Source organism: Mycobacterium sp. 5-140-3-2 (assembly GCF_035666375.1).
In the GTDB taxonomy this organism is placed as follows: Bacteria; Actinomycetota; Actinomycetes; order Mycobacteriales; family Mycobacteriaceae; genus Mycobacterium; species Mycobacterium intracellulare.
This window is the reverse complement of sequence record NZ_CP142025.1, coordinates 2,984,764-2,999,524: the sequence shown is the minus strand read 5'-3', so window position 1 is coordinate 2,999,524 and position 14,761 is coordinate 2,984,764. Positions and strand designations below refer to the sequence as shown.

Sequence of the window (14,761 nt, the reverse complement as noted above, 5' to 3'; positions counted from 1 at the left end):
TTTACACCGATGTCATATGAAGGACTTCGGTAGAGCTTGGGGGGTTCAGTGGAGCGTGGTGGTGACCGGGCACTCCCGGTAACACGAGGCCAGCTCGATATCTGGTTAGCACAACAGGCCGGCCATTTCGACGCGGCGTGGCAGCTGGGCGTGCTGGTCCGTATCGACGGGGCGATCGACCCCCGTCTGTTGCACCAAGCTATGCGACACGTGGTCAACGAGGCCGAGAGCCTGCGGGCCTCGTTCTTCGAGGCCGACGGCCAGGTCTTCCAGAAGGCCGTCGACTACGACGACGTCGACTTGGTCTTCTACGACCTGACGGAATCGCCGGATCCGGAGCGGGAAGTCCGCGAGACTGCGGCATCGATCCAGCGAACGCCGATGCCGCTCACCGGCCCGATGATCAAATTCGCTTTGTTCCGTACGGGTCCCGACGAGTACTACTGGTTCACCGTCTGCCATCACATCGCCATCGACGGCATGGGCATCGCGCTGACCGGACGACGTATCGCCGCCGTCTACTCCGCGCTGGCCGCCGGCAAGCCAGTTCCCCCCGCCTTCTTCGGCTCCCTGCATGACCTCGTCAGCGGCGAGCTGGAATACGAGGGGTCCGCCAAATTCCGTGAAGATCAAGAGTATTGGGTTGCGCACCGCCCCGCGGGGAGCGGGGCGGACTATCCGGCACCGGCGCTGAATGACGGGCGAGACCCGTATTCACCTTCTCCGCCAGTGCAACTGGATCAGTCCGTGGTCGGCAGGGTCAAAGAGTTGTCCAAGACGTTGGGCATCCGTCGGTCATCGGTACTCACCGCGGCCTGCGCGCTTCTGGTGCGGGGTTGGTGCGCCGACGGTTCCGACGAAGTCGTGCTCGACTTTCCGGTCAGCCGGCGCGTCGACCCGGAGTCGAAGACGCACCCCGGCATGCTCGCCGGCGTGGTGCCCCTGGTGCTGAAGGCCGCGCCGGACACCTCGTTCGCCGACTTTTGCCGGCATGTTGACCAGCGGTCTCGAGAGGCGTTGCGCCATCAGCAATTCCCGACGCGGACGCTGGACGGCGAAGGCGGCTTCAACGGCCCGCGGCAGGCGCCCAACCGGGTGGTCGTCAACTTCGTCCCCGCCCGCCTCACCCTCAGCCTCAACGGCATCCCGGCGACCGCGACCTACACCAGCTTCGGGCCGGTTGGCCACTTCGGACTCTTCTTCCTCGGATTCGGCGACCAGCAATTCCTGAGCACTGTCGGTACCGGGCAACCGTTTTCGAATTTCGACGTCGCGGACCTGGCCGAACGGCTGCAGCGTGTGCTGGCGACCATGGTCGCCGATCCGAGCCGGCGCCTGGCGTCGCTGGATGTGCTGCGGTCCGCGGAGCGCACACGCCTGGAAGAACTTGGTAATAAGGAGGTTTTGAACCTGCCGGCGAGCGCGCCCATGTCGGTGCCGGAACTGTTCGCCACCCAGGTGGCGCGCACGCCCGAGGCCGTGGCGCTGGTGTGTGAGGGCCGGTCGGTGACCTACCGGGAACTCGATGAGGCGTCCAACCGGCTGGCGCATCTATTGACCGGACTGGGCGCAGGCCCGGGACAGACTGTGGCGCTGATGTTTTCGCGGTCGCCTGAAGCCGTCGCGTCGATCCTGGCGGTCCTCAAGACCGGTGCGGCCTACCTGCCGATCGATCCGTCCTCGCCCGAGTCGCGGATCGGGTTCATGCTCGACGACGCCAAACCCGTTGCCGCGCTGAGCACCGTCGATCTGGCCGACCGCCTCGACGGCCACGCCGTGCCGGTCATCGATGTCAACGATTCGCGCATCGACGCCCAGCGCGCCGACGCCTTGCCGGCGCCCGGTCCGGACCACGTCGCCTACCTGATCTACACCTCGGGCACCACCGGTGTCCCCAAAGGCGTCGCGGTCACGCATCGCAACGTGACGCAGCTGTTGGGATCGCTGGACGCCGGCCTGCCGCCGTCGGGCGTGTGGTCGCAGTGCCACTCGTACGCGTTCGACGTCTCGGTGTGGGAGATCTTCGGCGCGCTGCTGCGCGGCGGGCGGCTGGTCGTGGTCCCCGAGGACGTCACGCGCTCACCCGACGAACTGCACGACGTGCTGGCCGGCGAGGACGTCAGCGTGTTGACCCAGACCCCGTCGGCCGTGGCGATGCTCTCGCCCGAGCGGCTTTCGGCGGCGTCGCTGGTGGTGGTGGGCGAGGCCTGCCCGGCCGAGGTGGTGGACCGCTGGGCGCCGGGCCGGGTGATGGTCAACGCCTACGGCCCGACCGAGACGACCATGTGCGTGGCGATCAGCGCGCCACTGACGAAGGGATCCGGGATCCCGCCGATCGGTTCCCCGGTGCCGGGTGCGGCGTTGTTCGTGCTCGACGGCTGGCTGCGCCCGGTGCCGCCGGGCGTCGTGGGGGAGTTGTATGTCGCCGGCGACGGGGTGACCAGCGGCTACGTCGGCCGGACCGGGCTGACCGCGTCACGATTCGTGGCCTGCCCGTTCGGTGGGGCGGGCGCGCGCATGTACCGCACCGGGGACCTGGCGTCCTGGGGCGATGACGGTCAACTGCAGTACCTCGGCCGCGCCGACGAACAGGTCAAAATCCGCGGCTACCGCATCGAACTCGGCGAAATCCAGGCCGCGCTGGCCGCGCTCGACGGCGTCGACCAGGCCGTGGTGATCGCCCGCGAGGACCGCCCCGGCGACAAACGCCTGGTCGGTTACGTCACCGGCATCGCCGACCCCGTCGAGGCGCGCGCCGCACTGGCCGAGCGGCTGCCGGGCTACATGGTGCCGGCCGCGGTGGTCGTCCTCGAGGCGCTCCCGCTGACGCCCAACGGCAAACTCGACACCCGCGCTCTGCCGACGCCCGAATACACGACGGGCGAGTACCGCGCCCCGGGCAACGCGGTCGAGGAGATCCTGGCCGGCATCTACGCCGAGGTGCTCGGCGTGCAGCGCGTCGGCGTCGACGAGTCCTTCTTCGAACTGGGCGGCGACAGCATCTTGTCGCTGCAAGTCGTGGCGCGGGCCCGCGCGGCGGGCCTGACCTGCCGGCCCCGAGACGTGTTCGTCGAGCAGACCGTCGCCCGGCTCGCCCGGGTGGCGGGGGTGAGCGACGGAGCGGCGCAGGCGGTCGACGAGGGCGTCGGGCCGGTGCCGCCCACCCCGATCATGCGGTGGCTAGAGGGCGCGGAGCAGGCCGGCCCGGTCGACCAGTTCAACCAGACCGTGATGGTGCAGGCCCCCGCGGGGGTGACCGCGGCCGACGTCTCAATGGTGTTGCAGGCCTTGGTTGATCGGCACGCCATGCTTCGGCTGCGGGTCGAGCGCGACGGCACCGGCGGCTGGTCGTTCCACATTCCCGAACCCGGGTCGGTGTGGGCGCAGGACTGCCTGCAGGCGGTGGACGCGCTGACCGACGACGCGCTGCTTGACGCCCGTTCGCGGTTGAACCCGTTCACCGGGGCGATGCTGAGCGCGTTGTGGGTCGAATCCACCGGCCGGCTGGCGGTGATCATCCACCACCTGGCCGTCGACGCGGTGTCGTGGTGGATCCTGTTGGAAGACCTCAACATTGCGTGGGCGCTGCACAGCGCCGGACAGCCGGTGGAGCTGCCGCCGGCGGGGACCTCGTTTGCCCGCTGGGCGACAATGCTGAACGAGCACGCGCGCCACCCCGACGTCGTCGGCCAGCTGAACGCCTGGAAGCGGGTGACGGAGGCGCCCGCCGCGCTGCCCGCGGCGCGCCCCAACGTGGACACCTACGCCAGCGCCGGGCGCTTGTCGGTCGAGCTGGACGCCGAGACGACCGCGATGCTGCTCGGCGAGGTGCCGACCGCGTTCCACGCCGGGATCCAGGACATCCTGTTGATCGCCTTCGGGCTGGCATGGGCGGAATTCCTGGGTGACACCGGCGCCCCGATCGGCATCGACGTCGAGGCTCACGGACGCCACGAGGAACTCGGCGCCGACATCGATCTGTCCCGCACCGTCGGATGGTTCACCACCAAGTACCCGGTGTCCCTGGCGGTGGCCGGGTTGCGCTGGGCGCAGGTGGTTTCCGGCGACACGGCGCTGGGGCCCATCATCAAAGACGCCAAGGAGCAGCTGCGCGCGCTGCCCGACCCACTGACCTACGGGCTGCTGCGCTACCTCAACACCGACGTCGACCTCGCCGGGCCCGACCCCTCCATCGCCTTCAATTACCTGGGACGCCAAGGCGCAGCGCCCGATTCGGCGGGGGAGGGCTGGAGCATCAGCCAGGATGGGCTGTCGTTGATCGGCGCCGCCGCGGCGGTGCCCATGCCGCTGATGCACACCGTCGAACTCAATGCCGGCACCATCGACACCGGCGCCGGGCCGCACCTGCACGCCGAATGGACTTGGGCGCCATCGGTTCTCGACGCCACGCAGATCACCCGGTTGAGCCGGCTGTGGTTCGAGGCGCTGTCCGGGGTCTGCGCACATGTCCGCAACGGCGGCGGGGGGCTGACCCCGTCGGACATCGCCCCGGCCCGTTTGAGCCAACAGCAGATCGACGAGCTGGCGCGCCGGCACCACATCGCCGACATCTTGCCGCTGACGCCGCTGCAGCAGGGGCTGCTGTTCCACTCCAGCACCGCGCAGGGCGGCGACGACATGTACGCGGTCCAACTGGATTTCACGCTGACCGGGCCGCTCGACCCCGACCGGCTGCGCGACGCGGTGCACACCGTCGTCAACCGGCACCCCCACCTGGCGGCCCTGTTCTGCGAACAGTTCGACGAGCCGGTGCAGATCATCCCCGCCGATCCCGTGGTCGAGTGGCGGTACCTCGAGCTCGACGACGGCGGCGCCGGGGAGGCCGACGCCGACGCGCGAATCGAGCGCCTGTGCGCGGCCGAACGCGCCGCGGTGTGCGACCTCGCCGGGCAGGCGGCGTTCCGGGCCGCGTTGATCCGCACCGCGGACCGGCGATTCCGGTTCGTGCTGACCAATCACCACATCCTGCTCGACGGCTGGTCGCTCCCCATCCTGCTGCGCGAGATCTTCGCCAGCTACTACGGGCAGCGCCTGCCCGCCGCCGGCTCCTACCGGGCCTTCCTCACCTGGCTGGCCGATCGCGACCTCGACGCCTCCCGCGAGGCCTGGGCACAGCTGTTGTCCGGCTTGCAAACTCCCACCCTGGTCGCGCCCGAAGACCGATTGGGGCAGGGGCGCCGCGGCTTTGAGAAGTCTCGCGTGTCCGCGCAGACCACCCGGGCCCTCGGCGAGCTGGCGCGCTCGCACCACACCACGCTGAGCACCGTGCTGCAGGCCGCGTGGGCGTTGGTGCTGACCTCGCTCACGGGTCAGCACGACGTCGTCTTCGGCACCCCGCGGTCGCGGGTCGGCCAGCTCGAGGTCGACGACGCGGAGTCGATGGTCGGGCTGCTGATCAACACGGTGCCGGTGCGCGCCAACATCACCGCGACGACCACCACCGCCGATCTGCTGGCGCAGCTGCAGAACAGTCACAACGACGCGCTCGAGCACCAGCACCTGGCGCTCAGCGAGATCCACCGCGTCACCGGCCACGACCAGCTTTTCGACACGCTGTTCGTCTACGAGAACTACCCGATCGACAGCGGCATGACCCTGGGCGACGACGGCCTGGCCATCGCCGCGTTCACCAACCGCGAGTACAACCACTATCCGCTGACGGTGGAGGCCCTGCCCGGCCGCGAACTCGGCCTGCACATCGAATTCGACGCCGACGTGTTCGATGCCGCTGACATCGCGTCACTCGTCGAGCGCCTGCAGCGGGTGTTGGTGGCGATGACCGCCGACCCCGCCCGGCGGCTGTCATCGATGGACCTGCTGGACCGCGACGAGCGCGACCTGGTGCTGTCGAGGATGTCCGGGGCCGGCGTTGGGGCGCCGGTGGGCGTGGCGCCGGAGCTGCTCGCCGCGGCGGTGGCGGCGGGCCCGGACGCGCCCGCCGTGATCGACGGCGCGCGGGCGTTGTCGTATCGCGAACTCGACGAGTGGTCAACGCGGTTGGCGCGCAAGCTGATCGACGCAGGCGTCGGCCCGGAGCGCGCCGTCGGTGTGGCGATCGGCCGGTGCGCGGAGCTGGTGGTGGCGTGGTGGGCGGTCGTCAAGGCCGGTGGCATCTATGCCCCGGTGGATCTGGACCATCCGGTCGAGCGCATCGCCTCGGTGCTCGACGCCGTCGACGCGGTGTGCGTGTTGACGTGCGGCACCGACGACGTCGCGGGCGCCGGGACGCGCCCGATCGTGCGTCTCGACGGTCTCGACCTGTCAGCGTGCTCGGCGCAGGAGATCACCGACGCCGACCGGCTCTCGCCGCTGCGGGCGGGCGACACCGCCTACCTGATCTTCACGTCGGGATCGACCGGCGTCCCCAAGGGCGTCGCGGTGGGCCACAGCGGCATGCTGGGCTGGGCCGCCGCCCAGCGCGAGCTGTTCGGTCTGGGCTCGGACGCGCGGGTGCTGATGGTCGCCTCGCCGACCTTCGACGCCTCGGTCGGAGAACTGTTGCTGGCGGCGGGATCTGGCGCCGCCCTGGTGGTGGCGCCGCCGCAGGTGTATGCCGGTGAGGCGCTGACCGCCTTGCTGCACGACCAGCGGGTCAGCGCGGCCATCCTGACGCCCACCGTGATCTCGACGCTGGACCGCGCCCGGCTGGATCGCCTGGACACGCTGGTCGCCGTCGGGGAGGCCTGCCTGCCCGAGCTGGTGGACGCCTGGGCGCCGGGCCGCCAGATGTTCAACGGTTACGGCCCGAGCGAGACCACCATCTGGGTCACCTGCGCGCGGCTGTCGGCGGGCGAACCCGTTCGCATCGGCGCCCCCATCTCCGGCGTGTGCGCGCGCGTGCTCGACGCGTGGCTGAACCCCGTCCCGGTAGGCGTGGTGGGCGAGCTGTACCTGAGCGGGCCGGCCCTGGGGCACGGCTATCTGGGCCGGGTGGAGTTGACCGCAGAACGGTTCGTCGCCAACCCCTTTGGCGCGCCCGGAACAAGGATGTATCGCACCGGCGACCTGGTGCGCTGGATGTCCGACGGGACCCTGGATTACCTGGGCCGCGCCGACAACCAGATCAAACTGCGCGGACAACGCATCGAACTGGGCGAAATCGAAAACACCCTGCTGGCCTGCCCGCAGGTGACCCAGGCCGCCGTCACCGTCGCGGACACCGCGACCGGCTCGCACCTGGTCGCCTACGTGACGCTCGATCACAACGCCACCACCGACCGGGATCTGCAGCAGGACGCCGAAGACGTCCAGGAGTGGCAGCACCTCTACGACGACCTGTACGGCGCCGACCTCGCGGCCAACTTCGGCGAGGATTTCCGCGGCTGGAACAGCAGCTACACCGGCGAACCGATCCCGCTCGAAGAGATGGTCGAATGGCGTTCCGCCACAGTCGATCGCATCAAGTCCCTGCGGCCCCGGCGGGTGCTGGAGATCGGCGCGGGCTCGGGGTTGCTGCTCTCACAGATCGCCCCGCACTGCGACCAGTATGTCGCCACCGACTTCTCGGCCGTCGCGATCGACAACCTGGCGCGCGCGATGGAGCGGCTGCAGCTGCCGTGGCGCGACCGCGTGGAACTGCTGACCCAACCCGCCCACGTCACCGACGGGCTGCCGCAGGGTCACTTCGACACCATCATTCTCAACTCGGTCGTCCAGTACTTCCCCAACGCGGGATATCTGGCCCAGGTCATCGACAAGGCCATGGAGCTGTTGGCGCCCGGCGGAGCGGTCTTCATCGGGGACATCCGCAACCACACCCTGCAGGGCGCGTTCCAGACCGCGATCGCGCTGGCCCGCGGCGACGCCGCCGACGCGGCCGAGATCCGCCAGCGCGTCCGCCACGCCATGCTCGGCGAGACCGAATTGCTTTTGGCGCCGGAGTTTTTCACCTCCTGGGCGCGCTCGCGCCCGGAAGCCGTCGGGATCGACATCCGCGTCAAACGTGGAATGGCCGACAACGAACTCAACCGGCACCGCTACGACGTCGCCATCCACAAGGCTCCCGCGGCCGTGCGCTCGGTGGCCGACGAGCCCACGCTGACGTGGGCGCAGTGCGACGGGCTGCGCGGGCTGCGCGAGACCCTGACGTCGCGGCGTCCCCCCGCCGTCCGCATCACCGACATCCCGCGCGCCAGACTGATCACCGACGTCGCTGTCGAGGCCGCGCTGGCGCAGGGATTGCCCCTGGCCGACGCGCTGGCCCAGGCCTCCCCCGATCCCGACGCCACCGTCGCCGAAGAGTTGCACCGCCTCGGTGAGCGCGCCGGATATGGCGTCGCCGTCACCTGGGGCGCCCAACCCGGTACTCTCAGTGCGGTTTTCATCGCCTCCGCCGACCAGGCCGTCCCGGCGCTGACCGATCTCTACCTGGCGCCCGACGGGGCCCGGCGGCGCACCATCCACGCCAACGACCCCCGGACCAACACCAAGGTCGGCGAGGTGCGCGAGCGGTTGAGCGCCTGGCTGCCGGAATACATGGTGCCGACACACATTGTGGCGCTGGAAGAATTCCCGATGACGACCTCGGGCAAGCTCGACCGCAAGGCCCTGCCCGCCCCGGACTACCAGGACGCCGATCGGTACCGCGCCCCGGCCACCGCCGTCGAGGAGATCCTGGTCGGCATCTACGCTCAGGTGCTCGGCCTGGAACGTGTGGGTGTCGACGACTCGTTCTTCGACCTGGGTGGGGATTCGCTGTCGGCGATGCGCCTGATCGCCGCGGTCAACACCAGTTTCAATTCCGACCTCGGCGTGCGGGCCGTGTTCGAGGCACCCACCGTCGCCGAGTTGGCCCTTCTCAGCAGCGGGGACGCCGACCGTCCCGACCCGCTGGTCGCGGGGGAGCGCCCGGCGGTGATCCCGCTCTCCTTCGCGCAGACCCGGCTGTGGTTCATCGACCAGTTCCAGGGCGCCTCGCCGGTGTACAACATCACCGTGGCGCTGCGGCTGCGCGGGCACCTCGACGCCGACGCGCTGGCCGCGGCACTGGCCGACGTCGTGGGCCGCCACGAAACCCTGCGCACGGTGTTCGCCTCGGCCGACGGAATCCCGCAGCAGGTGGTGGTTCCCGCCGAACGCATCGGGTTCGCCTGCGACGTCATCGACGCGCGTGGGTGGCCGCAGGACCGGCTGCGGGAGAGCATGGAGACGGCCGCCCGGTACACCTTCGACCTGTCGCACGAAAGCCCCCTGCACACCGAGCTTTTCACCGTCAGCGACGACGAACACATGCTGGTGGTCGCGGTGCACCACATCGCCGCCGACGGGTGGTCGATCACCCCGTTCGCGCGCGACCTCGGAATCGCCTACGCGAGCCGCTGCGCGGGGCAGGCCCCCGACTGGACGCCCCTGGCGGTGCAATACGTCGACTACACGCTGTGGCAGCGCGCACATCTTGGGGACGTGGACGATCGCGACAGCCGCATCGCCGCCCAGCTGGATTACTGGGCGGACGCGCTGGCCGGGCTGCCCGAACGCCTGCAGCTGCCCACCGATCGGCCCTACCCGCAGGTCGCCGACCACCGCGGCGCCCGGCTGGCGGTGGACTGGCCGGCCGAGCTACAGCAACAGGTCCGCCGGGTCGCGCGCGAGCACAACGCCACCAGCTTCATGGTAATCCAGGCCGCCTTCGCCGCGCTGCTCGCCAAGATCAGCGCCAGTACCGATGTGGCCGTGGGCTTCCCGATCGCCGGGCGTCCCGAACCCGCCCTCGAAGACCTGATCGGCTTCTTCGTCAACACCCTGGTGCTGCGGGTCGACCTCGGAGAACTGGGCGGGGACCCGACCTTCGCCGAGCTGCTGGCCCAGGTGCGCCGGCGCAGCCTGGCCGCGTTCGAACACCAGGACGTGCCATTCGAACTGCTGGTGGAGCGGCTCAACCCCACCCGCAGCATGGCCCATCACCCGCTCGTTCAGGTGCTGCTGGGCTGGGAGAACTTCCCGGGGGAGGTCACCGCCCCCGCCGCCGGGCTGGCGCTGGGAGACCTGCGGGTCACCCCAATGCCGTTGCACACCAACACCGCTCGCATGGACCTGACGTTCTCACTGGCCGAACGCTTCACCGAGTCCGGCCAGCGCGCCGGGATCGCCGTGACTGCCGAATACCGCACCGACGTCTACAACGCGGACACCGTCGAGGCGATGATCGACCGGCTGCAGCGGCTGCTGGCCGCGGTGACCGCGGACCCGGAGCGCCGCCTGTCGTCGGTGGATCTGCTCGACACCGCCGAGCACGCCCGGCTGGCGCAGTGGGGCAACCAGGCGGTGCTGTCCGAGCGGATGGAGCCGGTGACCGTTGCGGGCTTGTTCGCCGCGCAGGCGGCGCGCACGCCGGACGCGGTGGCGCTGACGTTCGAAGACCGGTCCATGACCTACCGCGAGCTCGATGAGGCCGCCAACCGGTTGGCACATTTGCTGGTCGACCGCGGCGCCGGCCCGGGTGCGTTTGTGGCGCTGCTGTTTTCGCGGTCGGCCGAGGCGATCGTGGCGATCCTGGCGGTGCTCAAGTCCGGCGCGGCGTATCTGCCGATCGATCCCGCGCTGCCGGCGGCCCGGGTGGAGTTCATGCTCACCGACGCCGCCCCGATGGCCGCGGTCACCACCGCCGACCTGGCCGACAGGTTCGACGGCTTCGACCTGATCGTCGTCGACATCGCCGACCCCGCGGTGGCGGCCCAGCCGAGCACCCCGCCGCCCGCGCCGGCGCCCACCGATCTGGCCCATGTCATCTACACCTCGGGCACCACCGGTGTGCCCAAAGGCGTTGCGGTGACTCAACACAACGTCGCGCAGTTGTTCGACGACCTGCGGCTCGGTTTCGCCTTGTCGGCCGAGCAGGTGTGGACCCAATTCCACTCCTATGCGTTCGACTTCTCGGTGTGGGAGATCTGGGGCGCGCTGCTGCATGGCGGGCGCCTGGTCGTCGTACCGGGCGCGGTGGCCCGCTCACCCGAGGAGTTCCACGCCCTGCTGGTGCGCGAGGGCGTCACGGTGCTGACCCAGACCCCCTCGGCGGTGGGGCTGCTCTCGCCGCAGGGCCTGGACGGCACGGCGTTGGTGATCGGCGCCGAGCCCTGCCCGCCGGAGCTGGTGGACCGCTGGGCGCCGGGTCGGGTGATGGTCAACGTGTACGGCCCGACCGAGACCACGATGTGGGCGTGCAAGAGCGCCCCGCTGCAGGCGGGTTCGGGATTCCCGCCGATCGGCTCCCCGGTGACGCGTGCGGCGTTCTTCGTGCTCGACGAGTGGTTGCGCCCGGTGCCCGCCGGGGTGGTCGGGGAGCTGTATCTGGCCGGCGAAGGTGTCGGCGTCGGCTATTGGCGGCGCCCCGGGCTGACCGCGTCGCGGTTCATGGCCTGCCCGTTCGGCGAACCCGGCACCCGCATGTACCGCACCGGCGACCTGGTCTGCTGGGGCCGCTCCGGATCCGGGGAGGGCCAACTGCGCTACCTGGGCCGCGCCGACGAACAGGTCAAGGTCCGCGGCTACCGCATCGAGCTCGGCGAGATCCAGGCCGCGCTGTCCGCGCTCGACGGGGTCGAGCAGGCGGTCGTCGTCGCCCGCGAGGACCGGCCCGGCGACAAACGCCTGGTGGGTTACATCACCGGGACCGCGGAGCCGGCCCGCGCACGCGCCGCGGTGGCGGAGCGCCTCCCGGCCTACATGGTCCCCGCGGCGGTGGTGGTGCTCGACGCGCTGCCGATGACGGTCAACGGCAAGCTCGACGCCCGCGCCCTGCCCGCCCCGGACTACCAGGGCGGCAACGGATACCGCACCCCGAGCACCGCCATCGAGGAGATCCTGGCCGGCATCTATGCCGGAGTCCTCGGCGTCGAACGCGTCGGCGTCGACGACTCGTTCTTCGACCTCGGCGGCGACTCGCTGTCCACCATGCGCCTGATCACCGCGATCAACACCACGCTGGAAACCGAGCTACCGGTGCGCGTCGTCTTCGAGGCGCCCACCGTCGCCCAGCTGGCGCCCCGCATCGCGGAGAGCTCGGGCCGGCTGGAACCGCTGGTGGCGGGGGAGCGGCCGGCGATCATCCCGTTGTCCTTCGCGCAGAACCGGCTGTGGTTCATCGACCAATTCCAAGGCCCGTCACCGCTGTACAACATGGCGGCGGCCCTGCGGCTGCGCGGGCGGCTCGACGCGCACGCGCTCGGCGCCGCGCTGGCCGACGTGGTGAGCCGTCATGAGAGCCTGCGCACCCTGTTCCCGTCGCACGAAGGCACGCCCCGGCAGGAGGTCGTGCCCGCCGAGCGCGCCGAATTCGGCTGGGAGGTCGTCGATGCCACCGCGTGGCCGGCGAGCCGGCTGGACGACGCCGTCAAGGCGGTGACGCGCCACGCCTTCGATCTGGCGGCCGAAATCCCGATTCGGGCACGGCTTTTCACCATCACCGAGGACGAGCACCTGCTCGTGATCGCGGTACATCACATCGCCGCGGACGGCATGTCGCTGACGCCGCTGGGCGCCGACCTGAGCCTGGCCTACACCAGCCGGTCCGCCGGGCGCGCGCCCGACTGGGCCGACCTGCCGGTGCAGTACATCGACTACACGCTGTGGCAGCGCGCCCAACTCGGCGACCTCGACGACGGCGACAGCCGCATAGGCGCTCAACTGGCGTACTGGGAGCGCGCCCTGGCCGGCATGCCCGAGCGGCTCGAGCTGCCCACCGATCGCCCCTACCCGGCGGTGGCCGATCAGCGCGGCGACAGCGTGGTGGTCGACTGGCCGGCCGAGCTGCAGCAGCAGGTGCGCCGGGTAGCCCGCGAGCACAACGCGACCAGCTTCATGGTGGTGCAGGCCGCCCTGGCCATGCTGCTGTCGAAGGTCAGCGCGAGTCCCGATGTGGCGGTGGGCTTCCCGATCGCCGGGCGGCGCGACCCCGCGCTCGATCAACTGGTGGGCTTCTTCGTCAACACCCTGGTCCTCCGCGTCGACCTGGCCGGCGATCCCAGCTTCGCCGAACTGCTGGACCGGGTCCAGGCCCAGAGCCTGGCCGCGTTCGAACATCAGGACGTGCCGTTCGAGGTGCTGGTCGAGCGGGTCAACCCCACCCGGAGCCTGACCCATCACCCGCTGGTGCAGGTGATGCTGGCCTGGCAGAACTTCGCCGGCCACGACGACCCCGCCGCCGGCCTGGCGCTGGGTGACCTCGAGGTGACCTCCGTGCCCGTCGAGGATCAGTCGGCCCGCATGGACCTGGTGTTCTCCCTGGCCGAACGGTGGACCGAGCGCGGGGAGGCCGCCGGCATCGGCGGACGGGTGGAATTCCGCACCGACGTGTTCGACGCCACGACCATCGAGGCGCTGATCGGCCGCCTGCAGCGGGTCCTGACCGCGATGACCGCCGAACCCGCCCACCCGCTGTCGTCGGTGGATCTGCTCGACGAGGCCGAGCACGCCCGCCTGAAAGAGCTTGGCAACCACGCGGTTTTGACCCGGCCGGCCGGCGACGCGCCGGCGTCGATTCCGGAGCTGTTCGCCGCGCAGGCCGCGCGGGCCCCGGAATCCGTGGCGCTGGTGTGCGGCGACCTGTCGGTGACCTACCGGGAACTCGACGAGGCGTCCAACCGGTTGGCGCACTGCCTGGCGTCCGCGGGCGCGGGCCCGGGACGGGTTGTGGCGCTGCTGTTTTCGCGGTCCGCCGAAGCCGTCGCGTCGATCCTGGCCGTGCTCAAAACGGGAGCGGCCTACCTGCCGATCGACCCCTCCTCGCCGGACGCGCGCATCGAGTTCATGCTCGGCGACGCGAAACCGGTCGCCGCGGTCACCACCGCCGACCTGGCCGAGCGGCTCGACGGTCGCGGTGTGACGATCATCGACGTCAACGATCCCCGCGTCGACACCCTGCCCGAGACGGCGCTGCCGGCGCCGGGGCCGGACCACCTCGCCTACCTGATCTACACCTCGGGCACCACCGGTGTGCCCAAAGGCGTTGCCATCACTCACCGCAACGTCACCCAGCTGCTGGGATCCCTGGACGCGGGCCTGCCGGCCGCGGGGGTCTGGTCGCAATGTCACTCGCTGGCGTTCGACGTCTCGGTGTGGGAGATCTTCGGCGCGCTGCTGCGCGGCGGGCGACTGGTGGTCGTCCCCGAGGCGGTGGCGGCGTCCCCGCACGACCTGCACGACGTCCTGGTCGCCCAGCAGGTCAGCGTATTGACCCAGACCCCGTCGGCGGTGGCCATGCTCTCGCGGGAGGGGCTGGACTCCGTGTCGCTGGTGATGGCCGGGGAGGCCTGCCCGGCCGAGGTCGTCGACCAGTGGGCGCCCGGGCGGGTGATGGTCAACGCCTACGGCCCGACCGAGACCACGATGTGCGTGACCATCAGCGCGCCGCTGGCGGCCGGGACGGGGCCGGTTCCCATCGGGTCGCCGGTCCCCGGGGCGGCGCTGTTCGTGCTCGACGACGCGTTGCGGCCGGTGCCGCCCGGCGTCGTCGGCGAGCTGTACGTCGCCGGATCCGGTGTCGCCGCAGGGTATGTCGGCCGGCCCGGCCTGACCGCGTCGCGGTTCGTCGCCTGCCCCTTCGGTGGGGCCGGAACCCGCATGTACCGGACCGGCGACCTGGTCCGCTGGGAACCCTCGGGGTCCGGTGTGGGCCAACTGCTCTGCCTCGGCCGCGCCGACGAACAGGTCAAGATCCGCGGCTACCGCATCGAGCTCGGCGAAATCCAGTCCGCCCTGGCCGGATTCGACGGCGTCGCACAGGCAGTCGTCGTCGCGCGCGAAG

At 70.7% G+C, this 14,761-nt stretch carries 1 protein-coding gene (cut by a window edge); it reads left to right on the top strand.

Annotated elements, in window-relative coordinates:
- Window positions 1–48: 48 nt before the first annotated feature.
- Window positions 49–14,761 carry the 5' portion of a non-ribosomal peptide synthase/polyketide synthase gene (locus P6281_RS13985; protein WP_324738966.1) on the top strand. It continues 16,538 nt past the right edge of the window, so only the first 14,713 of its 31,251 coding nucleotides appear in the window; the start codon lies at window positions 49–51; its stop codon lies off the right edge, out of view.